Raw genomic sequence first — 24,000 nt, 5'->3', positions numbered from 1 at the left:
ATACATCAACTCTTTGCATGGCTCGCAATGAATAAAACCCATCAACACGCGCTCTCTCGCTGGCTAAAACAACAAAGCGTCACCGCACGCCGCTGGATACTTTTTTCCCGTCTGCTAGGCATTATCAGCGGCTTACTCATTATCGCGCAGGCATGGCTACTGGCGAGTTTGCTTAATCATATGATCATGGAAAAAATTCCGCGTGAGGCGCTGTTGTTGCCTTTTGCGCTACTGATCCTGGTGTTTGTGCTGCGCGCCTGGGTAACCTGGCTACGCGAGAAAGTAGGGTTTCAGGCGGGAATGCTTATTCGGCAAGCGCTGCGCGCCAGGGTTTTGGATCGCCTCCATCTCGCAGGGCCTGCGTGGATTCAGGGGAAACCGGCGGGGAGCTGGGCGACGCTTGTGCTGGAACAAATTGAAGATATGCATGATTTCTACGCGCGCTACCTGCCACAAATGACGCTGGCGGCTACGGTGCCTGTCATGATTGTTATCGCGATTTTTCCCATTAACTGGGCCGCTGCGCTCATATTGCTGGTGACAGCACCGCTGATACCCTTATTTATGGCGATGGTTGGGATGGGTGCCGCTGACGCAAACCGGCGTAATTTCGATGCTTTATCGCGCCTGAGCGGACACTTTCTCGATCGCCTGCGCGGCATTGATACTTTACGCATTTTTCATCGCGGCGCTGCAGAAACTGCAAATATTGAGCACGCGTCACAAGACTTCCGTCAGCGTACCATGGAAGTCCTTAGGCTGGCGTTTTTGTCCTCCGCCGTGCTGGAGTTTTTCGCCTCATTATCGATTGCGCTGGTTGCGGTTTATTTCGGTTTTTCTTATTTGGGGGAGCTGAATTTTGGCCATTTTAGCGCCGGCGTTACTCTTTTCGCCGGTTTCCTCGCGCTAATACTTGCGCCAGAGTTCTTCCAGCCGCTGAGAGAGTTAGGCGTGTACTATCACGCTAAAGCGCAGGCTATCGGCGCTGCGGACAGCCTGCAGCGCTTTCTAAATGCTCCTCTCCAGGCACCTGAGCGCGGCACTTTATCGCTGAATAAAGAGGACAAGCTAGCCGTCACCGCGCGCGACCTGATAATTCTTTCGCCAGAGGGAATCCCGCTCGCCGGGCCGCTGACGTTTCAGCTTCCCGCCGGGCAGCGCATCGCGCTGGTTGGCCACAGCGGCGCAGGGAAAAGTTCATTGCTGCGCCTGCTGTCAGGCTTTTTACCTTATGAAGGCTCGCTGCTCATCAATGGCATTGAATTACGCGAACTGGCACCGGAAAGTCTGCAGGCTTCACTGAGCTGGCTCGGGCAAAACCCGCGGCTTCCTGCCGATACGCTACAAAGTAATATTCTGTTAGGCGCTTCCGCCAGTTCGCTTCAATTGGCCGAGGTTATCCGGCAGGCGCATTTGGATGAAGTCGTTAATCAGTTACCGGAAGGGCTGGATACCGCTATCGGCGAGCACGCTTCACGCCTCTCCGTCGGTCAGGCGCAGCGCGTTGCGCTGGCGCGCGCCCTTATCTCACCTTGCGCTCTGTTATTGCTGGATGAACCGGCAGCCAGCCTGGATGCTCACAGTGAGCGCCAGGTTATGCAAACGCTGGAACAGGCTTCCCGTCGCCAAACTACCCTGATGGTCACGCATCAGCTTGATATATTGAAAGAATGGGACGCTATTTGGGTGATGGAGTCCGGTAAATTGGTGCAACAGGGCGATTACACCACGCTATCACAAACGCCAGGCACGTTCGCCAATCTGCTAGGCCATCGCAGGAGGGAAATTTAAATGCGTGCGCTTAAACCTTATCTGGCGCTTTACCGTCGCCATATCGGCCTGATGACGCTCGGCATTGTCCTCGCGATTGTAACCCTGCTGGCAAGTATTGGGCTGCTCACACTTTCGGGCTGGTTTTTATCAGCTTCTGCACTGGCGGGCATCGCCGGATTATATAGTTTCAACTACATGTTGCCCGCCGCCGGGGTGCGCGGGGCAGCAATAATTCGCACCGCCGGACGCTATTTTGAAAGGCTGGTAAGCCATGATGCGACGTTTCGCGTCTTGCAACATCTGCGCGTATTTACTTTTCGCGGGCTGTTACCTCTTTTTCCGGCAGGATTAAAGCACTTTCGCCAGGCGGATTTACTGAATCGGCTGGTTGCTGACGTTGATGCCCTTGATCATGTATATCTTCGCGCCGTTTCGCCGCTTATTGGCGCGCTCGTCACCATCGTGGCTGTAACCTTTGGTCTTAGCTGGCTTAGCCTGCCGCTGGCGCTAATTTTAGGTGCTATCCTGTTACTGACGCTTCTCCTGCTCCCCCCTCTATTCTGGCGCGCCGGGAAACCTGCAGGAGAAGCATTAACTTATCAGAAAAGCGTCTATCGGCAGCAGCTCATTGGCTGGCTTGACGGTCAGGCCGAACTGGCCATATTCGGTGCAGAAAAAGCGTGGCGCGATCGGCTGGAACATACGGAGCGGCGCTGGTTTGCCGCCCAGCGAGCGCAGGCAGGCCTATCGGCGCTGGCACAGGCGCTGATGCTACTCATCTCGGGGCTGACGGCCGTTCTGATGCTGTGGCTGGCCGCAGGATACATTGACCTATCCAGCAATAGCGGAGCATTGATAGCTTTATTTGTTTTCTGCGCGCTAGCCGCGTTTGAGGCACTGACCCCAGTGACGGGGGCTTTCCAGCATTTAGGGCAGGTTATCGCCTCTGCTCAGCGTCTGACACAAATTCTTCAGCACCCGATAGCAATCACCTTTCCACAGCGAGGCGCGCCGCATTCCACTCACGTGACGCTTTCTTTACACGATGTTTCATTTAGCTATCCGGATGAATTCAGACCGGTGTTGCAGCATATTTCACTGCGCATTGCGCCCGGCCAGCGCATCGCCATTTTAGGCAGTACCGGCTGTGGAAAATCGACGCTGCTCCAGTTAGTCACCCGGGCCTGGGATCCAACAAGCGGCGTTATCATGCTTAATGAAACTCCGCTTTGCGATTACGATGAAGCGACTTTGCGCGCAATGATGACCCTGGTACCGCAGCGAGTACATCTGTTTAGCGCTACGCTGCGCGATAACCTGCGATTAGCAGCACCTCAGGCCAGCGACGCCGCCTTCCAACGGGCGTTAACCCAGGTCGGCCTGCAAGGGCTTTTAGAGAATAGCGGGCTGGATGCGTGGCTTGGAGAAGGCGGTCGCCAGCTTTCCGGCGGGGAACTAAGGCGAATTGGCCTGGCCCGGGCGCTTCTGCACGCTGCGCCTCTTATTCTGCTGGATGAACCCACAGAAGGTCTGGACGCTGAAACGGAAAGCCAGATTTTGGCGCTACTCCAGACGCTGGAAGCTGATAAATCGTTGATCATGGTTACGCACCGCCTGACCGGGCTTTCCCTGTTTGATAACATCATTGTGATGGACGACGGCCGCATTCTTGAACAAGGCAGTCATGACGCATTACGGCAGATTAACGGACGCTACGCGCAATTCTTGCAGCGCCTGTAATTTTATCGCTATGCTTAATGCACTGTGTTGCAGGAGAGCCTTTTAACTTATGCGTTTGACGCAGCTTTCGCGCCATTCTCTGGCGTTCCCGGCGCCGGAAACTGCGCTTAGTGAGCCTAATGGCCTTCTTGCGCTGGGGGGCGATCTTAGTCCTGAACGGCTGTTGCAGGCCTATCAGCACGGCATTTTTCCCTGGTATTCGCCGGGCGATCCTATCCTTTGGTGGTCGCCAGATCCCCGCGCAGTTCTCGATCCGAGTGAGTTTCACGTTAGCCGCAGTTTTGCGCGATTTCATCGCCGCTCTCCGTTCACCGTGACGATGAATAATGCGTTTGCTGACACCATCGCAGGCTGCGCGTCAATGCGTGAAGAAGGTACCTGGATTACCCGCGATGTCATTGCAGCCTGGTGCGAGTTGCATCAGCTAGGCTATGCGCACTCTGTTGAAGTCTGGCAAAACGACCTGTTGGTTGGAGGCCTGTACGGCGTGGCTATGGGCGCACTTTTTTGCGGAGAATCCATGTTTAGCCGCTGTGAAAATGCCTCTAAAACCGCGCTGATGGTTTTCAGCCGCCACTTTATAGCACAGGGTGGCAAGCTGATTGATTGTCAGGTTTTGAATCCGCATACGGCCTCGCTTGGCGCGAAAGAAATTCCGCGCAGCGACTATTTGCAAAAGCTTGGCGTCCTGCGTCAGCTTGCCTTACCGCCGCAGAGCTGGAAAGCCGGGACGTTATCTCATCCGGTTAAATAATGTTTTGCGCATCTGCGGGCGGTACATGCTATAATTGCGCCCGCAGAATGGCTGCGGCCAACTGCCTCTGCTGCCATGTGGGATCTGCCCGATAAACGCCCTACGCTTATCCGCCTTATTTCCCTGCTGTGTCGATAGCTGTCTGGATCCCATCCGGTTCCGGGCGTGCGGTATGCAGAAATGACGTTGTCAGCATCACGCCGGCAATTCTTTACATAATTCGTGAACTTCGGCATTATCTTGCCGGTTCAAACTATGGTAGTGATATCCCGAGGATTAGATGGCCAAAGAAGACAATATTGAAATGCAGGGCACCGTTCTGGAAACGCTGCCTAATACTATGTTTCGCGTAGAGCTGGAAAACGGGCACGTAGTTACCGCGCACATCTCCGGTAAAATGCGTAAAAACTATATCCGTATTCTGACGGGTGACAAAGTAACCGTTGAGCTAACTCCATACGATCTGAGCAAAGGCCGCATTGTCTTCCGTAGCCGCTAAGCGCATTATCAGCCGCCCGTAGCGGTACGCTGAGGCAGGGTCGGGATCTTTCCCGACCCGCTGGCATTCTGGTTCCTTTCCCGTATTTTCTATCGCTCACTCGCCAGTAATATCGCTTCCTGTCATCCAGTATTCACCGATATGCCACGGGGCTGATATTTTCATTGCCTGCGCTCACGCAGAATAGAATCCTGTTAAAAGAGAGTCTGCAAGCTTTCATCCCCGCAATGATGAAATGAGAAATCTCGTCAGAAGCTCTGTCACCCCGGCAGCTGTACCCGCATAGCGCCCGTTTTGCCAAAATGTTTAATTGCCGCGTCCGGTTGATATAATTTTAGCGGGACATAAGAAAGCGCCTTCATAAAAGTCAGCACGGCTTTTCCCCCACCGAGGCGCACTAAATGCTAACCCGCAGGATCTTCATTTCACATTCCATGCAGATTTATCGAGTTCTCTTCCGGCTCGCGTTTCTCTTGATACTTTAAGTATTTGCAGAGCATTTTTGCATTTATTCCTGCGGTACCGATGCGATATCCCTTCGCCCAAATGTGATTTCTCACAGTTTATGTTTTCTCAACCCCTGGAATTTATTGAATAGTAGTATCGCTTTTTTGTACCTTTAGGTGCCTCATCGCTTCCGATACCGGCAATCTTGGCGGGATATTTACCCGCAAATACGCATGGCTTTACCGAACATTTAGCTCCACAATTTCACTATGAAGCTGCTGACTTAATATTCCTGCATGTCTGTAAACTTCTTCCCTACGCTGTTCTTCACTGTTTGAGCAGGCGGATTAGCAGTGCCAAAGCGCATGCGAAGCTTTTTCTAACCGGCTCAGGGTAAAGTTCTTGTCCGTTATGGTGATAACAGATTGGGATTGGGATTGGGATTGGGATTGGGATTGGGATTGGGATTGGGATTGGGATTGTTTCATGAATAACATGACTGGCGGAGCCAAAATGCCGAAAACCACGCCCATAAATAGAATGTAGTCTTCAGTTAGAGGTAAAAATCCGCCTTCATAGAAGGCGGCATTGCTTTGATGCCCCAGAGAGGCATACCAAATTCCTTAAAAAAAGTCTCTGCCAGTCTTGTGAGATTTAAATCCCAAAACAACAGGACAGAGCCAAAACCTGTTGATGGCCACGCCCATAAATAGAATGTGGTCTTCAGTTAGAAGTAAAAAAACGGGCCTGCGACACCAGGCCCGTTATTAAAAAAATAACGCAAACACGAATCAGTGCGCGGCTTCAGGCTTGTGTTTCTGCGCCCCCTGGAAATCATATTCCAGACCATCTTGCGCCTGATTTAGCGTAACAATCACTTGCCCGCCGTTCACCAGGGAGCCAAAAAGCAGTTCATTCGCCAGCGGTTTTTTCAGGTTATCCTGGATAGCGCGCGCCATAGGGCGTGCGCCCATTGCGCGATCATAACCTTTCTTCGCCAGCCAGTTCCTTGCCTCCTGGCTAACCTCCAGCGAAACGCCTTTCTGGTCTAATTGAACCTGAAGCTCGACAATGAATTTATCGACAACCTGCTGAATAACCTCAGTGGACAGATGATCGAACCAAATAATATTGTCGAGTCGGTTACGAAACTCCGGTGTAAAGACCTTTTTAATCTCTTCCATCGCATCGGTGCTGTTATCCTGGTGAATAAGCCCAATGGATTTGCGTTCGGTTTCCCGGATCCCGGCGTTAGTCGTCATGACCAATACCACATTGCGGAAATCCGCCTTGCGCCCGTTATTATCCGTCAGCGTCCCGTTATCCATTACCTGCAGCAGCAGGTTGAAAACGTCGGGATGCGCCTTTTCGATTTCATCCAACAGCAGAACGGCATGGGGGTGTTTAATCACGGCATCGGTCAACAGACCGCCCTGATCGAACCCAACATAGCCCGGCGGCGCACCAATTAACCGACTGACGGTGTGGCGCTCCATGTACTCAGACATATCGAAACGCAGCAGTTCAATACCCAGCGCTTTCGCCAGTTGAACCGTTACCTCTGTCTTACCCACGCCCGTCGGCCCGGCGAACAGGAAAGAACCTACGGGTTTGCAATCGTGCCCCAACCCGGCGCGGCTCATTTTAATCGCCTCGGTCAGCGCCTCAATGCCTTTATCCTGACCGAATACCAGCATTTTCAGGCGATCGTTAAGGCTTTTCAGGGTATCCCGATCGCTGGCAGAAACGCTTTTTTCAGGAATGCGTGCAATACGCGCCACCACGGATTCAATATCCGCAACGTTCACCGTCTTTCTGCGCTTGCTGGCAGGCATTAAGCGACAGCGAGCGCCGGCCTCATCGATAACGTCAATAGCTTTGTCCGGCAAATGACGATCGTTAATATATTTGACCGCAAGATCAACGGCTGCACGCATCGCTTTCGAGGTGTAACGAACGTCGTGATGTGCCTCATATTTGGGCTTCAGCCCATTGAGAATTTGAACGGTTTCCTCTATGGAAGGCTCTGTAACATCAATCTTTTGAAAACGCCGCGCCAGCGCCCGGTCTTTCTCAAAAATGTTGCTAAATTCCTGATAAGTGGTGGAACCTATCACGCGAATTTTGCCGCCAGAAAGCAGAGGTTTGATCAAATTAGCCGCATCAACCTGCCCGCCTGAAGCCGCCCCGGCGCCAATAATGGTGTGGATCTCATCGATAAACAGAATGCTGTCGCTATCCTGTTCAAGCTGTTTCAGCAATGCTTTAAAGCGTTTCTCAAAGTCGCCGCGATATTTAGTTCCGGCCAGCAGCGAACCGATATCTAAAGAATAGATAGTGCAGTTGGCCATAACTTCCGGCACATCCCCGCGCACAATACGCCAGGCAAGCCCCTCGGCTATCGCCGTTTTCCCTACCCCGGACTCGCCCACCAGTAGTGGATTATTTTTCCGGCGGCGGCACAGAACCTGCACCGTGCGCTCAAGTTCCTTATCACGACCAATAAGCGGATCAATACCGCCCACGCGCGCAAGCTGGTTCAAATTGGTAGTGAAGTTTTCCATCCGCTCTTCACCCCCGGCAGACGGCTCCTCGCCGCTGGATGACGCGCCTTCTCCACTCTGCCCTGCATCCTCATTTTTACGCGTGCCGTGAGAGATGAAATTAACGATATCGAGACGGCTGACTTCATGTTTACGCAGCAGATAAGCAGCCTGGGATTCTTGTTCGCTGAAAATTGCCACAAGGACATTCGCGCCATTGACTTCACTTCGGCCCGAAGACTGAACGTGAAAAACCGCACGCTGCAATACGCGCTGGAAACTCAGCGTCGGCTGTGTATCGCGCTCTTCCTCGCTGTGCGGCAAAACGGGCGTGGTTTGTTCAATAAAGGCTTCGAGCTCCTGACGCAGTGCGACTAAATCGACCGAACAGGCTTCCAGCGCCTCTCGGGCCGAGGGATTACTGAGCAACGCCAGCAGCAAGTGCTCGACGGTCATAAACTCATGTCGGTGCTCGCGCGCTCTGGCGAAAGCCATATTTAAACTGATTTCCAGTTCCTGGTTGAGCATAGGCACCCCCTCAATTATCTGCCTGAATCAGGCTAATTCCAGCGTACACAGCAACGGATGCTCGTGTTCCTTTGCATAGCGATTAACCATCGCTACTTTTGTTTCAGCAACTTCGGCGGTAAAAACGCCGCAGGTCGCTTTTCCCTGGTAATGCACGGTAAGCATCAACTGCGTTGCACGCTCTACATCATAAGAAAAGAACTTTTGCAGCACGTCAATAACAAATTCCATCGGCGTGTAGTCATCATTCATTAATATAACTTTATACATAGATGGCGGTTTTAGCGCGTCACGCACCTTATCTGCCGCCAACTGGTCATCATCGAGCCAGTCGTTTGTCTTACCCATTGCCTGTTTTCATCGTTAGTGAATACTCTGACGGAACGCTTTCCGCCTCCGGAATACTGCTATTTTGCACTGCCAGCGCGGATCCAATATCTCTTTAAACCCTGGTTTTGACAGCGCTCAGATTATTTTCAATAGCGTTAACTGCTTCAAATTTTGATTCATTTCAAGCCCGCCGTCAGCGGCGGGGTCTTGACGCTATGGCGAATTTATCTACATTGTACAAACGTGAGTTGGCGAGATTTTAAGCACTCCTCGCTTTCTCATCGGTTCATTCCATCTTACTCAAATTAAGCGATGAAGGATGACGAAGCATGGAAACGGGTACTGTAAAATGGTTCAATAACGCCAAAGGCTTTGGTTTCATCTGCCCTGAAGGCGGCGGCGAAGATATTTTCGCGCATTATTCCACAATCCAGATGGACGGATACCGAACGCTTAAAGCCGGCCAGGCCGTTAAATTCGATGTGCATCAAGGCCCGAAAGGCAACCATGCCAGCGTAATCGTGCCCGTCAGCGCAGAGGCTGCGGCTTAGCGACATCCTGTAATTGTGTACACCCCCCAGTAAAATGCCAGCCCGCAGGCCGGCATTTTTATTACTGATTCTGCACGCGCCTCAATCAGCCGTTTAAACGCTGCCTAAGCGCATTCAGCGTGAAAATCCTCCCAACAGCAAAACTTCTTGTTTAACGCGGCTATTTCCAGAACGAAACCCCGGCCGCCTCGTTACCAGGGCGAAACTTTACTTCAGCCCGGGTAAGCTCAGCGCTATCGGCGCACTTTACGTTTCCGATACACAAAGCCTGGCCAACTCCCTTTGGGCGGAAACGCATTCTGCTCGTGCGTTACTCACGAGCCAGTGCATCGATAGGGTTCATCTTCGCTGCACGTCGTGCGGGCAGCCAACCAAACAGCACCCCGGTCAGCGTTGAGCACAAAAACGCCATTAACAACGCCATTGGGGAAAATCCTATCTCCCAGCCGGGTAAAAAAAGCCGCAGAGTGAAGGCAATCGTCAGCGTTAACATCATACCAATCGCGCCCCCAACGAGGCAGACCAAAACTGCCTCAATGAGAAACTGCTGAAGTACATCGCTGGCTCTGGCACCAACGGCCATACGGATCCCAATTTCACGCGTACGCTCTGCAACGGAGACCAGCATAATGTTCATGACCCCAATCCCTCCTACCAGCAGAGAAATAACGGCCACCAGCGTTAAAAAGAGCTGTAGTGTACCTGTGGTCTTTTCCGCCGTTTTCAAGAGCTCGTCCATGTTATAAGTAAAAAAGTCGCGCCTGCCGTGCCGCAATTCAAGAAGCTGCGTGAGCCGCTGTTCCGCCAGGGCGCTGTCAAAACCGTCATTAACGCGCACGGTTATGGTATCCAGCCAGCTCTGGCCGCTGATCCTGCCGGTGATGGTACTCCACGGCATCCAGACACTCAGCGTTTTGCTGCTGCCAAACATGGAGGATTTATCTTTAGCGACGCCGATAATCGTGGCCGGCGTATTGCCCACCAGCAGCACCTCACCCACCACCTGCGCTTTATCCGGAAACAGCTGGCGTCGGGTATTTTTATCAATAACCACTACCTGCGCGCGGCTGTCTATCTGGGTTTGATTAAATCCACCGCCTTCACTAAACGCCATTCCGTACACGCTAAAATATTGCCCATTCACCCCCGTAACGCTTGCCGCTGCGTCCCGGTTACCATAGCGCACGCGCAGGCTCTTCGAGATACGCGGGCTGGCGGAGTGCACCCACGGCTGATGCTCAATTGCCGTCATATCATCAAATTTCAGCGCCTGCCGGTATTGCGGTTCGTCATCGCCGAAATCTTTACCGGGATAAATATCGATAGTGTTTGTTCCTATCGCCCGAATATCCGACAGCACTTGCTCCTGCGCCGCTTCCCCCACAATCACAATGGAAGAAACCGATGCAATCCCAATAATAATGCCGAGCATCGTGAGCAATGTGCGCATTTTATTGGCCATCATTGCCAGCCCGGCCATGGTTAACGCCTCGCGAAAAGCGCCCAGTTTTTGCCGCCATGAACCAACGCGTTTTTCAGAAGGCCGCGTAAACGACTGTGCGGCCGGGTGCGATACCGGCGGAGGATTGCTAATTATCTCGCCATCGCGAATTTCAATGATCCGTTCAGCCTGTGCGGCAACGCTTGCATCATGCGTGACGATAATTACCGTATGTCCCGCAGCGCATAGCTGGCGCAGCGTCGCCATCACTTCCTCGCCGGAATGGCTATCCAGCGCGCCGGTGGGTTCATCGGCAAGAATCACCTGGCCGCCGTTCATCAGCGCACGCGCAATACTTACGCGCTGCTGTTGCCCGCCGGAAAGCTGCCCGGGACGATAGGTTAATCGCCCTTCAAGCCCTAGCCGCGACAGCAATTCACGCGCTCGCGCCTGCCGCCTTGCCAGCGGAATACCGGCATAGACTGCGGGCACCTCAACGTTCTGAGTGGCGCTGAGATGGGATAACAGATGATAGCGCTGAAAAATAAAGCCGAAATGCTCACGGCGCAGCTGTGCCAGCTTATCGCTGTTTAGCTGAGAGACATCTACCCCTGCGACGCGATAGCGCCCGGCGCTGGGTTTATCAAGGCAGCCAATAATGTTCATTAACGTTGATTTACCGGAGCCAGAGGCGCCAATAATCGCCACCATCTCACCGGCCTCAATCTGCAAACCGATCCCTTTAAGCACTTCGACCTGCTCATCGCCGGAGGGATAGCTGCGCCGGATATTTTCCAGCTCAAGCAGAGCGGCCATTAAGATGCACTCTCCGAGTCAGTCCCTGTCACTACTTCATCTCCTTCGTTCAAACCTTTGGCAACTTCTGCGTGCGTATCATTGCGCTGTCCCAGCACTATTTCCCGCTCGCGGGTCTCTCCGTTACGCAAGACTTTCACTTTATAACGGTTATCGCCAATGGGTTCACCCAGCGCACTCAGCGGGATCATCAGGACATTTTTCTTTCCGGAAAGCTGGATATGTACCTGCGCCGTCATTTCCAGCCGCAGGACGCCCTGCGTATTCGGCACTTCAAAGCGGGCGTTATAGAAAATCGCGTCATTGACTTTTTCCGGCGTAGGCAAAATATCCTTCAGCTTGCCCTCATAGCGCGTTAGCGGATCGCCCAGCACGGTAAACCAGGCCTTTTGACCCGGCTTAAGATGTATCACATCGGCTTCGGATACCTGAGCTTTAACCAGCATCGTACTGAGATCCGCCAAAGTGAGGATGTTTGGCGCCTGCTGGGCGGCGATTACCGTTTGCCCTTGCTGCGTGGTGATTTGCGTTACTTCACCGGCCATCGGTGCCACGATGCGGGTATATTCAAGGTTGGTTTTAGCGGTATCCAGCGTTGCCTGATTGCGCTGGATTTGAGCGTCGATGGTACCAAGCTGAGCGCGCTTCACGGCCAGCTCCGTGCGCGCGGTATCTAAATCCTGACGCGATACCGCCTGCGTGTTGGCCAGCGCCTGCTGACGCCCAAGCGTAATTTGCGCGAGCTTTGCCTGCGCCAGCGCCTGCTGACGCTGCGCCCGCAGCTCTTTAAGCGTCGCTTCCTGCTCTTTTATCTGATTCTCAGCCTGTTCAGGATCAATGACGCCTAAAAGTTGATCTTTTGTCACGCGATCGCCGATTTTTACTAACAGGGTTTTTAACTGACCGCTAACCTGCGCCCCCACATCTACTTTACTCAGCGCGTCCAGTTTCCCGGTCGCCAGTACGTTTTGCTCAAGATCGCCATGGCGAACAATAAGCGTTTGGTAACGCGGAGCTGGCGCACTCAAAACGCGCCACACAATAATGCCGAACACAATCACAATCGCCAGCAATAGCCAGTAACGCTTTTTAATCTTTCCCTTCATATCTTCTTTCCTGACTATTTATCTAAATCGTTTTTCAACAAGGTATAGAGTCTGCGCCGGGTAATCACCTCGTTGCAGCATGGTTGAAGTCGCCGATGTATTAATCGATATACGCTTAATTAATTCTGAGTCCATGCGATGCCCTATTCCATTCTTTCTCCATTACAGAACTGTGTACCGAACAGCGGCTGGTCCCTTTTTCAGGCGCTAAGCTCTGGGCTCTATCAACCGGGGCCAACCTGGCACAAAGCGGCCTGGCGCCGCAAGTTTATGCTACGCACACTGGCGATGCCACTGCCGACATTCCGATTGCTGCAGCGGCTGACGCGTTTACCTCATTATGATGCATTGCTTCACGCCCAGCCCTGCTTACCCTGCCGCCTGCATCGCCCGTGGCTGGCGCATCGCTTTTCGCGGCGCAGCGCCGCAGCTGCTATCCTGCAACATTATACGCTACTGCATCAGCAACTTTCCGCAGCGGCAATGCTGGGCTATCTTTCAGCATCCGGCTGGACCTTGGCATTTATTGATGGAAAAAATGACGCCCGGTATCAGCTAACGCTGCGGGCAGACTGCGATCTGGATAAAGAAGGCGAAGCCACTTTGACGCTTTATAACGCACAAAAAATCGCTCTTGGTCAACTTACCTTTACATTATTTGATTTTGACGGCGCAAGGACGCTGTTTATTGGCGGATTGCAGGGCGCAAAGGCGCGCATTTCTCATCAGGTGATTCAGGATGCCACCAAGGCCTGCCACGGTTTATTTCCTAAGCGAATATTGCTTGAGGCCGCGCGCCAGGTCGCGCAGCAACTGGGAGCATCTCGCATACTGGCCGTAGGCAACCGAACCCATATCTATCGTAGCTGGCGCTATCGTCTGAGTAAAAAAGATAAATTCCACGCCGATTACGATGCTTTTTGGCTAGAGTCAGGCGCCAAACTGCGGCACGACGACTATTTTGAATTACTTTGCCACTCACCGAGGCGGCCTCTGGAGGCCATTCCCAGTAAAAAACGCGCCGAATATCGGCGCCGCTATGCCCTACTGGATGCGCTATCAGTCCAGCTTGATCGGGAATTCAGAGCACATTAATCGGCGCGTTCCCGTGCCAGTTTCGTCACTCGTAAAAACATGTGCCGCAACTGTGCGGGAATCGCCTCTACGCCGCGTCGACCGGCTTCCATCGCTACCTCCAGCGCCAGGTCAGGCTTTGAAGTACGGTGAATAGCTTTCACGATAACGCGCCGCATAGTGATTTTAGCGTTTTGCGGAATTTGCGCCACGCGGTGATACACATCGGCAAAGCCCTGCCGGTACATGAAATGTTCCATATCCCGCGCCGGAAGCTGCGTCAATCGGGCGTGCTCGCTCTGCGTGCCCGCCAGGCTGCGCGCCGTGGCCGCATATTTTTTCCCCGCCTCGTCGCCATCGGTCAATACATGCCATTCAATCCCCATTCGTTGAGCAAACTTCACTAACGGACGCAGCCCGCACTGCGCAAACTCAATGACTTTGACGCCCTCGGCGTCAAAATGGTAGCCGCACTGACGCGCCAGTTCATTAATCACCCAGACTTCCGTTTCTCCTTCCACCAGCAGCCAGCAGCGCGCAAATAAAGAGGTCGGGCGGTTAAAGCGGATGTGAAAAGAGATGCGTCGGCTATCTTCCGCACTCATGCCCTGCGGCCCAAGGCGCCACGCTGTTACCCGATCGGGGCCACGTACCAGCCGACACACGCCTCCAACCGGCGTTAATGAAAGCAGTTCACCAGAATTGGTAGTAGTTATTTTTTGTAGAGGAAGCTGATTCAATAAATGCCAGGCAACCGACAGCATGATCGGATGTAAACGCGTTTCCGGATCTTCCACCAGCAATAGTGGACGCGCCTGTGCAGACAATGGTGTCGCACCCCGGCGCTGCAGTAACGACGCAAAAATAGCCAGCAGCAACAGCTGTCGCCCCCGGCCATGCGTTTTATCCAGCGTGCGATTAATTAAATCGAGATAGCGCCAGCTCCGCCCGTCGCCGTGTCGGCCATGTATCGACGCGCGCGGCTGAGCTTCCGTCATGCTTTGTTCGCTAAAGTAATGTTCCAGTAGCTGTACCATCGCCTCCAGCCCCTGCTGCAACCGGCCGTCTGTTAAATCTGGCTCGGGCGCGTCAAGCCGGCGAAACAGCAGGGCTAACTGGCGCTCATTGATCTGCGCGGATGGCGCAGTAAGCATACTTTTCTGCGAAAGCCGCCGCATAAAACGGGCGTCACGTAATCTCAATACCGGTTTTAAGCGGATAAGATGCCGCGCCAGCGCGTCAATATCGCTATCACTAAGCGCCAGCGGCTCGCCGCTGGCGCTTAAAAAACCGCGCTGCGTCGTTACCGTCCCATCAGCATGCAATATTCCCTGTACACAATAATTAACGCGCCGGTAGCCGTCTGGCGAGGCATCCCAGGCAGGTGCCAGCGCCTGATAGCGCCGGTGAATCACTTTTGCCGCCCTATATTCACGAAAGGTGAGTATCACCCGTAAACGATGACCTCCGGCACTTTCCGTTTGCGCCGGTACGTAAAAATCACCGGGCGTAAATGCATAAAGTTTCCCGTCGGGCGCGAGTATCAGGGTTAATACATCCAACAGGCTGGATTTCCCCCAGGCATTTTCACCAATTAAAACGGTATCTTGTTCCAGCATGAGTGAGAGGCGATTAATCCCCCGAAACCCAGCCACATCCACTTTTTCCAGAAACATTCGAGTTTCTCCGGCGAACGCATAACTATTCCAGGTGCAAGTATAGCGATGCACTTACATTTCGAGTAAGTAACCCTGCGCATCCAATAAGAATTAATACCATCGAGAACCGCGATTAATTACCGGTCAATCTCATGGTTTTTTCTGAATATAGTTTTTATTGAAACAGAAATAATCTTTCATCTTGACTTAATCCCTTCATTAATGACTCATTTATTATTGATTACAGACACAATTATCCATCTTTGCTATTTATTTTTTTCCAGCAAGATATTTTGTTGGTGCAAAATCTACGTTGCTTTAAAATACCGCGCTTTGTTTTATCGGGTGCTCTAAGCATCAAAAGCCCGAATATATAAACAATATCGATATATTTGCCGTGTCTTCATGCAATAAATTAATAATAGAGGGAACTTATGTTCAGGAAATTAGCGGCCGAATTCTTCGGCACGTTCTGGTTAGTTTTTGGCGGTTGTGGCAGCGCCGTGCTGGCGGCAGCCTATCCGCAACTGGGTATTGGATTCGCTGGCGTGGCGCTGGCATTCGGCCTGACGGTGCTGACTATGGCCTATGCGGTCGGCCATATTTCTGGCGGTCATTTTAACCCGGCGGTAACGTTAGGCCTGTGGGCAGGTGGACGTTTCCCCGCCAAAGATATTATTGGCTATCTCATCGCGCAGGTTATTGGCGGTATCGCCGCTGCGGCTATTTTATGGCTTATCGCCAGCGGTAAAGCCGGCTTTGACGCCGCCGCCAGCGGTTTCGCCTCTAACGGCTTCGGTGAACACTCCCCGGACGGTTATTCAATGCAGTCGGCTATTCTGATTGAAATTGTATTAACCTGCGGTTTCCTGCTGGTAATTCTCGGTGCCACGGATAAATTCGCAGCGGCAGGCTTTGCGCCTATCGCAATTGGGCTGGCGCTCACACTTATCCATCTCATCAGTATCCCGGTGACCAATACGTCCGTGAACCCGGCGCGCAGTACAGCCGTTGCGCTGTTCCAGGGCGGCTGGGCATTACAGCAACTTTGGCTGTTCTGGGTCATGCCAATTATCGGTGGTTTGCTGGGCGGCGTACTCTATCGCACGCTTCTTGAAAAACGCGCATAATTGCGCCCTCGGGAGCGACCCTGTGCGGTTCCGCTCCCATTTTCCCCAGAACAAAGCGTTCCCCCCCCACACAGTTAGCCCCGCCGCCAGCCCGTTGACAGCGCTTTGCCATGTCCAGGCTCCCTGCTGCCAGTCAGTTTTATCTCAACTGAATTTTCACCTTGCAGACGATGCCCCTTCGTTAACTTTATATCGCCGAAGTATAAGCACATAGCCAATTCAGCCAACGCATACCCACTGGCCCCTTTCAGACGCGGCCAGGACATAACTGCCTGATGAGCACCCCCTGATATTACCGCTTATTATTCACTCACGGCTTTCTACGCCACTGCGATTTCCCCACCAGAAACATTGAGATGGCTTTACTTGCGGCCGGGCTTTCAGTAGTGTCTTGGCGCCGTTTCGCCACAGCGCAAGGAGCGCCGCCATGTTATCCAGCCTATTGATTATTCTCGCACCGCTACTGATTGGCTATGCCATTGTGCTGCGTCAGCGGGGATTATTAGCGCGAATAAACCAGGCGCTCAGCGCGATGGTGTACCTTATCCTCTTTTTGATGGGGATAAGTCTGGCGCTGCTGGATAATCTTGCCACTAATCTGCTGACTATCCTGCATTATTCTGTAATAAGCATCATCACGATCTTGCTATGTAACGCGGGTGGTCTGGCGCTGCTGGAGCGCGTTTCACCCTGGCGCCATCCGCATCGCCAGCAGGCATTACCCTCCCGCTTAGCCATGGCGCTGGAGTCGCTCAAGCTGTGCGCGGTGGTTGCAGGTGGCTTCGCGCTGGGCCTGACGAAATTACCGTTACTGGAGTACGCGACCCGGCTGAGTGAATACACCCTGCTGCTATTGCTGCTGCTGGTAGGGCTTCAGCTTAGAAACAGCGCTATGACGCTGAAACAAATCCTCTTAAACCGTCACGGTATGCAAATCGCCATCGTAGTGGCGCTCACCTCACTGGCTGCTGGCGTAATTAATGCGCTGCTGCTGGGCCTGCCGGTAAAAACCGGAATGGCAATGGCCTCTGGCTTTGGCTGGTATTCTCTTTCCGGTATTCTGATGAGCGATGCCTTCGGCCCGGTTATCGGTAGCGCCACGTTTTTTAACGACCTCGCCCGGGAGTTGCTGGCTATTATGCTTATTCCCGCTCTGATGCAGCGCAGCCGTTCCACGGCGCTCGGTATTTGCGGCGCGACGTCAATGGATTTTACGCTTCCGGTGCTTCAGCGCAGCGGCGGGCTTGATGTAGTGCCAGCGGCCATCGTCCACGGGTTTATCCTGAGCCTGTTAACTCCTTTATTAATGGCGTTTTTCTCCGCATAACGGCGCAGCGCGTCTGCGCCTGGATGAAGTTAAAATTGCGCTAAATCAATTTCAAGTGAACTTATTATAGAAAGCGCTTTTCTCCCGGGCGACACAGTCTTACCCTTAAACATGTATATTAAATATAACTTTAAGGTGTGAACATGTTTTGCGTGCAATGTGAACAAACTATCCGCACTCCGTCCGGTAACGGCTGCTCTTATGCGCAGGGAATGTGCGGGAAAACGGCTCAAACCTCCGATCTGCAGGATCTGTTGATCGCCGCGCTGCAGGGGCTTTCCGCATGGGCGCTTAAAGCCCGGGAATACGGCATTATCGACCACGAAGTTGATAGTTTTGCGCCGCGCGCATTCTTTGCGACGCTGACCAATGTAAACTTTGATTCTCCGCGTATTGTCGGTTACGCGCGTCAGGCCATCGCCCTGCGCGAAGCAATGAAAGCGCGCTGTCTGGCGCAGGATGCCAGCGCGCACGTTGAACATCCGATGGCAGAACTACAGCTCGTCAGCGACGACCTCGGTGAACTTCAGCGCCAGGCCGAGGCTTTCACGCCTAACCGCGATAAGATGGAAATCGGTGAAGACCTGCTCGGCCTGCGCCTGCTGTGCCTTTATGGCCTGAAAGGCGCTGCCGCTTATATGGAACACGCGCACGTACTGGGCCAGTTCGATAACGATATTTATGCCCACTATCATAAAATGATGGCGTGGCTCGGCACCTGGCCTTCCGATATGAATGCGCTGCTGGAATGCGCGATGGAAATCGGCCAGATGAACTTTAATGTTATGCGTATTCTGGATGCCGGCGAGACGGGAAAATACGGCCACCCTACGCCCACTCAGGTCAATGTGAAACCGGTAGCCGGCAAAGCTATCCTCATTTCCGGCCACGATTTATTCGACTTATATAACCTGCTTGAGCAGACCGAAGGTACCGGCGTTAACGTGTATACCCACGGCGAAATGCTGCCGGCGCACGGTTACCCACAATTGCGTAAATTTAAGCATCTGGTCGGTAACTACGGCAGCGGCTGGCAAAATCAGCAGACGGAATTCGCCCGCTTTCCTGGCCCTATCGTAATGACGTCAAACTGTATTATCGATCCTACTGCTGGCGCCTATGATGACCGTATCTGGACCCGCAGTATTGTAGGCTGGCCGGGCGTTAGCCATCTGGAAGGGGATGATTTCTCTCCCGTCATCGCTCAGGCACAGCAGATGTCCGGCTTCCCGTATAGTGAAATCGAGCACAAGATCACCGTCGGTTTTGGGCGCCAGACGCTACTCAGCGCGGCGGACTCCCTGATAGACCTGGTGAGCCGCGAAAAATTGCGCCATATCTTCCTGATTGGCGGCTGTGACGGCTCCCGCGATGAGCGCAGCTACTTTACCGATCTTGCTACCAGCGTGCCGGATGACTGCCTGATACTGACGCTGGCCTGCGGTAAATATCGCTTTAATAAACTGGAATTTGGCGATATCGAAGGGCTGCCGCGGCTCATTGATGCAGGTCAGTGTAATGACTCCTATTCAGCCATTATGCTGGCCGTCACGCTGGCGGAAAAACTGGGCTGCGGCGTGAATGACCTGCCGCTGAGCCTGGTACTCTCCTGGTTTGAACAAAAGGCAATTGTGGTGCTGCTGACGCTGCTGTCACTGGGCGTGAAAAATATCGCCACCGGCCCAACCGCGCCGGGCTTCCTGACCCCTAATCTACTGGCCGTGCTTAACGAAAAATTCGGCCTGCACGCCATCACTACCGTAGAGCAGGATTTGCAGAACATGCTGGGCACCGCGTAAGGAGAAATAAACAGAATGACCATGCCAACGCCGCTGTGTCCGTATCGGATGCAGGTACATCATATTAAGCAGGAAACGCCGGATGTCTGGACCCTGTCTCTTTTTTGCCACGACGACTATCACTATGAGGCAGGGCAGCACGCGCTCATCAGCATCCGCAACGGCGCTGATACGCTGCGCGCGTATACGATATCTTCCACCCCGGGCGTAAGCCCGTTTATCACGCTTACCGTGCGCCGTATCTCAGGCGGCGCAGGCTCCGAATGGCTGACGCGGGAAGTAAAACGCGGCGATTATCTGTGGCTCTCAGAAGCACAAGGGGATTTCACCTGTACCGCGCATCCGGCAGGACGCTATTTATTTCTGGCCGCCGGCTGCGGCGTTACGCCAATCGCCTCCATGCGGCGCTGGCTGGCGAAATTCAGCCCGCTGACCGACGTCCAGGTCATTTACTGTGTGCGATCGCCGCAGGATGTCATTTTCGCCGAAGAGTGGCGCAATTATCCGGTAACGCTGATTGCGGAAAACGGCGCGGCGCCGGGCTTTATTCCAGGCCGCCTCACGCGCGAACAGTTAGCCGCTGTGCCCAATCTGGCCAACCGCACCGTCATGGCCTGCGGCCCGGCACCGTGGATGGAGTTTGTTGAGGAACAGTGCCGCGCGCTGGGCGTAAGTCGGTTCTGGAAAGAGAAATTCTTCACGCCCGCCGCTGCCCCGGCAGCCAGCGGCCTGAAAATTTCCACGCTCCAGCCGGTACGTGAATTTTACGCCCCGGCCGGCACCACGCTGCTTGAAGCGCTCGAAAGTAATCGCGTGCCGGTCAATGCGGCCTGCCGCGCGGGCGTGTGCGGCTGCTGCAAAACCAAAGTGCTGGCCGGTGAGTATTCTGTCTCCAGTACCGCCACGCTGACGGAACAGGAAATAGCCGATGGCTACGTGCTCGCCTGTTCCTGCCATCCCGAGAGCGATCTCACGCTCGCCTGAGTCTTTCTTACTATACGCCGCCTGCAGCCAGGCGGCGCTTTCTGCCCTTCGAACTCTCCGCAATCGTCTATGCTTGATGGCATATTTAAAACGAAACAAGGAGATGTGATGAAACAGACCGTTGCCGCATATATAGCCAAAACGCTGGAAGCCGCGGGAGTCAAACGCATTTGGGGCGTTACGGGCGATTCGCTTAACGGGCTAAGCGACAGTCTTAATCGCATGGGCACCATACAATGGATGCCGACGCGACACGAAGAGGTCGCCGCCTTCGCCGCCGGCGCAGAAGCGCAGCTTACCGGTGAACTGGCCGTTTGCGCTGGTTCTTGCGGGCCCGGCAACCTCCATCTCATTAACGGTCTTTTCGACTGTCAGCGCAACCGCGTTCCGGTCCTCGCTATCGCCGCGCATATTCCTTCCAGCGAAATTGGCAGCGGCTACTTCCAGGAAACACATCCGCAGGAACTGTTTCGCGAATGCAGCCACTATTGTGAGCTGGTCTCTTCACCCGAACAAATCCCCCAGGTTCTGGCAATTGCAATGCGTAAGGCCGTGCTTAACCGCGGCGTTTCCATCATCGTGCTACCGGGCGATGTCGCGCTAGACTCGATCCCGGACGGCGCCAGTACGCACTGGTATCCGGCGCCGCAGCCGGTTGTGATTCCTGAACAGGCGGAACTGGAAAAACTGGCGCAGGTTTTGCGCTACGCCACCAATATTACGCTTATGTGCGGCAGCGGCTGCGCTGGCGCACACGACGAACTGGTCGCCCTGGCACAAAAACTGAAAGCGCCGGTAGTACACGCGCTGCGCGGTAAAGAACACGTTGAATATGACAATCCCTATGATGTAGGCATGACCGGGCTTATCGGTTTTTCTTCCGGTTATCACGCCATGATGAACGCCGATACGCTGTTGCTGCTCGGCACGCAGTTTCCTTATAGGGCGTTTTATCCGGAAAATGCGAGGATCATCCAGTTAGATATTAATCCGGGTAGTATTGGCGCGCACAGTAAAGTGGATATGGCGCTCATTGGCGACGTGAAAGCAACGCTTAACGCGCTGTTACCGCTTCTGGAAGAAAAAACTAACAGCCAGTTCCTGGATAAGGCCGTTGATGACTATCGCAGCGCGCGCAAAGATCTGGATGCGCTGGCGCAGCCCAGTAATAAAGCCGTGCATCCACAATATTTAGCGCAGCAAATTAGTCGCCATGCCGGTGAAGACGCCATTTTTACCTGCGATGTCGGTACCCCAACCGTATGGGCGGCCCGTTATCTGGCCATGAACGGGAAGCGTCGCCTGCTTGGATCGTTTAATCACGGCTCAATGGCGAACGCCATGCCGCAGGCGCTAGGTGCTCAGGCCACCGCGCCGGATCGCCAGGTCATCGCCATGTGCGGTGACGGCGGTTTTAGCATGCTGATGGGAGACTTTTTGTCTATCGTGCAAATGCGCCTGCCGGTAAAAATCGTGGTGTTTAATAATAGTGCGCTCGGATTTGTTGCCATGGAGATGAAAGCAGGCGGGTACCTGACCGATGGCACCGAGCTGCATGCCACTAACTTTGCGCGGATTGCCGAAGCCTGCGGCATCCCCGGTATTCGCGTCGAGAAATCTGAAGACGTTGAGGCGGCGCTGCAACAGGCTTTCAGCACGCCAGGACCGGTGCTGGTGGATGTTACCGTCGCGAAAGACGAGCTGGCGATGCCGCCGCAAATTAAACTGGAACAGGCGAAAGGCTTTAGCCTGTATATGATGCGCGCGATAATTAACGGACGCGGTGATGAAATCGTGGAGTTGGCCAAAACCAATTGGTTCCGTTAACCTGCGCGCCGTTGCTAAATAGTCTCTACGGGCGCCCGCTACGCGCCCGTTTGTCTTTCAGTTTTTTCGCACACAATGCGCACTCCCCGCGCTGGTGCAGCTTGGTTATAGTCGCGATAATGCCGTTCACAGGACGTTACGCACTCGCCGATTATGCCGGCACCGCGCGTTTTACATGCCTACAGAGAGAGTGTGAATGGAAACACCGCAAACGATTTTAGTACTGGGTGCCAGCGGCTATATTGGGCAGCGCTTAACCCCGCGCCTGAGCGCCGCAGGGCATCGGGTTATTGCCGCCGCGCGCCGTAAATCCTGGCTCGAAAAGCAGCAGTGGCCTGGGGTACGTTGCCGCCACGTTGATTTACAGCGCCCGGAAACCCTGGAAGGACTGCTGGACGGCGTCGATACACTGTATTACCTGGTGCACAGTATGGGCGACGGGGACGATTTTATCGCCCGTGAACGCGAGTCAGCCTGCCATTTGCGTGACGCGCTGCGCCGACATCCGGTTCGGCAAATTATTTTTCTCAGCGCGCTTCAGGCCGCTGACGGCGATACCAGTTCCGATCATCTGCGGGCGCGACAAATTACCGGCGATATTTTACGCGAGGCCGCAGTCCCTGTGACCGAGGTGCGCGCCGGCATTATCGTCGGTGCCGGCTCAGCGGCCTTCGAAGTGATGCGGGATATGGTGTATAACTTGCCGGTATTAACTCCGCCGCGCTGGGTACGTTCGCGAACTTCCCCGATTGCGCTAGAAAATCTGCTGGTTTATTTACAGGAATTACTCACTCATCCCGACGCGGAGCACCGCATTTTCGAGGCAGCCGGGCCAGAAGTCCTGAGCTATCAACAGCAGTTTCAGCGCTTTATGGCCATTAGCGGCCGCCACCGTCCCTTGATCCCAATCCCGCTCCCGACTCGCTGGATTTCCGTGTGGTTCTTAACAATGATCACTTCCGTGCCGCCCACGATTGCGAAGGCGCTGATCCGGGGATTGAAACACGACCTGTTAGCCGACGATCGCCCTTTGCGCGCGCTGAGCCCACAAACACTTATCACCTTCGACGACGCCGTGCGCGCCACGCTCGATGAAGAAAAAGAGTTAGTTAATTCCCAGGACTGGGGATATGACCCACAGGCGTTTGCACGCTGGCGCCCTGAGTACGGTTACTTTCCAAAACAGGCGGGATTTTCAGTTAAAACCTCGGCTTCTCTGGCATCGCTCTGGGCGGTAATTAATGAAATCGGCGGCCCACGGGGCTACTTTTACGCCAATATTCTCTGGCGAACGCGGGCGATGCTAGATCTTCTGGTGGGTCACCGGCTGGCAAAAGGTCGCACTCAGCGCGCCTGGTTACAAAAAGGCGACTGCGTCGATAGCTGGAAAGTGATTGTGGTGGAGCCTGAAAAAGAGCTTACGCTGCTGTTTGGCATGAAAGCGCCCGGGCTAGGCCGTCTTTCTTTCACTCTCCAGAACGAAGGCGATGTTCGCCGGCTGGACGTACGGGCCTGGTGGCATCCCCATGGGACGCCGGGCCTGCTTTACTGGCTCCTAATGTTCCCTGCGCATTTGTTTATTTTTCGGGGTATGGCGCACCGTATTGCAAAGCTTGCTGAGCAGAGGCCAGGCAAACGCGCATCTGAGCGCTAATTGAAGCAGTTTTTCCATT

General features: G+C 53.8%; 17 protein-coding genes. 12 read left to right on the top strand and 5 right to left on the bottom strand.

Going from position 1 to position 24,000, the window contains the following annotated elements:
* Window positions 1-27: 27 nt before the first annotated feature.
* The 4 genes from cydD to infA all read left to right on the top strand — a co-directional run bounded on the left by cydD (window position 28) and on the right by infA (window position 4,766).
* Window positions 28-1,791: a heme ABC transporter permease/ATP-binding protein CydD gene (gene cydD, locus SFA31_RS12600; protein ID WP_322838288.1), complete on the top strand. Its 1,764-nt coding sequence runs from the start codon at window positions 28-30 to the stop codon at window positions 1,789-1,791.
* Complete coding sequence (gene cydC / locus SFA31_RS12595) at window positions 1,792-3,513, top strand: heme ABC transporter ATP-binding protein/permease CydC (RefSeq protein ID WP_322838287.1); 1,722 nt, start codon at window positions 1,792-1,794, stop codon at window positions 3,511-3,513.
* Window positions 3,514-3,562: 49 nt separating this feature from the next.
* A complete protein-coding gene (gene aat / locus SFA31_RS12590; protein ID WP_322838286.1) occupies window positions 3,563-4,267 on the top strand; it encodes a leucyl/phenylalanyl-tRNA--protein transferase in 705 nt (234 codons plus the stop codon).
* Between the two features lie 280 nt (window positions 4,268-4,547).
* Window positions 4,548-4,766, top strand: coding sequence for a translation initiation factor IF-1 (gene infA, locus SFA31_RS12585; RefSeq protein ID WP_001040187.1), 219 nt, complete (start codon window positions 4,548-4,550; stop codon window positions 4,764-4,766).
* Window positions 4,767-6,004: 1,238 nt separating this feature from the next.
* On the opposite strand, the gene clpA is transcribed toward infA, so the two are convergent.
* Together clpA and clpS are read right to left on the bottom strand one after the other, a co-directional pair.
* Complete coding sequence (clpA, locus tag SFA31_RS12580; RefSeq protein WP_322838285.1) at window positions 6,005-8,284, bottom strand: ATP-dependent Clp protease ATP-binding subunit ClpA; 2,280 nt, start codon at window positions 8,282-8,284, stop codon at window positions 6,005-6,007.
* Between the two features lie 27 nt (window positions 8,285-8,311).
* Complete coding sequence (gene clpS, locus SFA31_RS12575) at window positions 8,312-8,632, bottom strand: ATP-dependent Clp protease adapter ClpS (RefSeq protein WP_322838284.1); 321 nt, start codon at window positions 8,630-8,632, stop codon at window positions 8,312-8,314.
* A 311-nt stretch (window positions 8,633-8,943) separates the two neighbouring features.
* On the opposite strand from clpS, the gene cspD reads away from it, so the two are divergent.
* Entirely contained in the window at window positions 8,944-9,165 is a 222-nt protein-coding gene (gene cspD / locus SFA31_RS12570) for a cold shock-like protein CspD (RefSeq protein ID WP_322838283.1), read from the top strand.
* Between the two features lie 310 nt (window positions 9,166-9,475).
* Here cspD and macB read toward each other — a convergent pair whose 3' ends face one another.
* Together macB and macA are read right to left on the bottom strand one after the other, a co-directional pair.
* Window positions 9,476-11,422 carry a macrolide ABC transporter ATP-binding protein/permease MacB gene (gene macB, locus SFA31_RS12565; protein ID WP_322838282.1) on the bottom strand — a complete coding sequence of 649 codons (1,947 nt, stop codon included), beginning with the start codon at window positions 11,420-11,422 and terminating at the stop codon, window positions 9,476-9,478.
* Complete coding sequence (gene macA, locus SFA31_RS12560) at window positions 11,422-12,528, bottom strand: macrolide transporter subunit MacA (RefSeq protein ID WP_322838281.1); 1,107 nt, start codon at window positions 12,526-12,528, stop codon at window positions 11,422-11,424. The genes macB and macA overlap by 1 nt, the downstream gene beginning before the upstream one ends.
* A gap of 138 nt (window positions 12,529-12,666) precedes the next feature.
* Here macA and SFA31_RS12555 point away from each other — a divergent pair, with 138 nt between their 5' ends.
* The gene (locus SFA31_RS12555) at window positions 12,667-13,623 is read left to right on the top strand and encodes a VirK/YbjX family protein (protein WP_322838280.1); all 957 of its coding nucleotides are present in this window, start codon (window positions 12,667-12,669) and stop codon (window positions 13,621-13,623) included.
* On the opposite strand, the gene SFA31_RS12550 is transcribed toward SFA31_RS12555, so the two are convergent.
* Complete coding sequence (locus SFA31_RS12550) at window positions 13,620-15,278, bottom strand: ATP-dependent endonuclease (protein ID WP_322838279.1); 1,659 nt, start codon at window positions 15,276-15,278, stop codon at window positions 13,620-13,622. The genes SFA31_RS12555 and SFA31_RS12550 overlap by 4 nt on opposite strands.
* Window positions 15,279-15,694: 416 nt before the next feature.
* Between SFA31_RS12550 and aqpZ the strand changes: the two genes are divergently transcribed.
* The 6 genes from aqpZ (at window position 15,695) to SFA31_RS12520 (ending at window position 23,981) form a co-directional block, all read left to right on the top strand.
* Complete coding sequence (aqpZ, locus tag SFA31_RS12545; protein WP_322838278.1) at window positions 15,695-16,390, top strand: aquaporin Z; 696 nt, start codon at window positions 15,695-15,697, stop codon at window positions 16,388-16,390.
* Window positions 16,391-16,817: 427 nt separating this feature from the next.
* A complete protein-coding gene (locus SFA31_RS12540; RefSeq protein ID WP_322838277.1) occupies window positions 16,818-17,717 on the top strand; it encodes a lysine exporter LysO family protein in 900 nt (299 codons plus the stop codon).
* A 143-nt stretch (window positions 17,718-17,860) separates the two neighbouring features.
* Window positions 17,861-19,516 carry a hydroxylamine reductase gene (gene hcp / locus SFA31_RS12535; RefSeq protein ID WP_322838276.1) on the top strand — a complete coding sequence of 552 codons (1,656 nt, stop codon included), beginning with the start codon at window positions 17,861-17,863 and terminating at the stop codon, window positions 19,514-19,516.
* Window positions 19,517-19,531: 15 nt separating this feature from the next.
* Complete coding sequence (hcr, locus tag SFA31_RS12530) at window positions 19,532-20,500, top strand: NADH oxidoreductase (RefSeq protein ID WP_322838275.1); 969 nt, start codon at window positions 19,532-19,534, stop codon at window positions 20,498-20,500.
* Window positions 20,501-20,608: 108 nt separating this feature from the next.
* Window positions 20,609-22,327, top strand: coding sequence for a ubiquinone-dependent pyruvate dehydrogenase (poxB, locus tag SFA31_RS12525; protein ID WP_322838274.1), 1,719 nt, complete (start codon window positions 20,609-20,611; stop codon window positions 22,325-22,327).
* Between the two features lie 196 nt (window positions 22,328-22,523).
* Window positions 22,524-23,981: a DUF2867 domain-containing protein gene (locus SFA31_RS12520; protein WP_322838273.1), complete on the top strand. Its 1,458-nt coding sequence runs from the start codon at window positions 22,524-22,526 to the stop codon at window positions 23,979-23,981.
* The last annotated feature ends 19 nt before the right edge of the window (window positions 23,982-24,000 follow it).

Origin of the sequence: Erwinia sp. HR93 (genome assembly GCF_034555055.1) — a bacterium.
In the GTDB taxonomy this organism is placed as follows: Bacteria; Pseudomonadota; Gammaproteobacteria; order Enterobacterales; family Enterobacteriaceae; genus Apirhabdus; species Apirhabdus apintestini.
The sequence above is the reverse complement of the archived record's forward strand: the minus strand, read 5'-3'. Positions and strand labels throughout refer to the sequence as shown.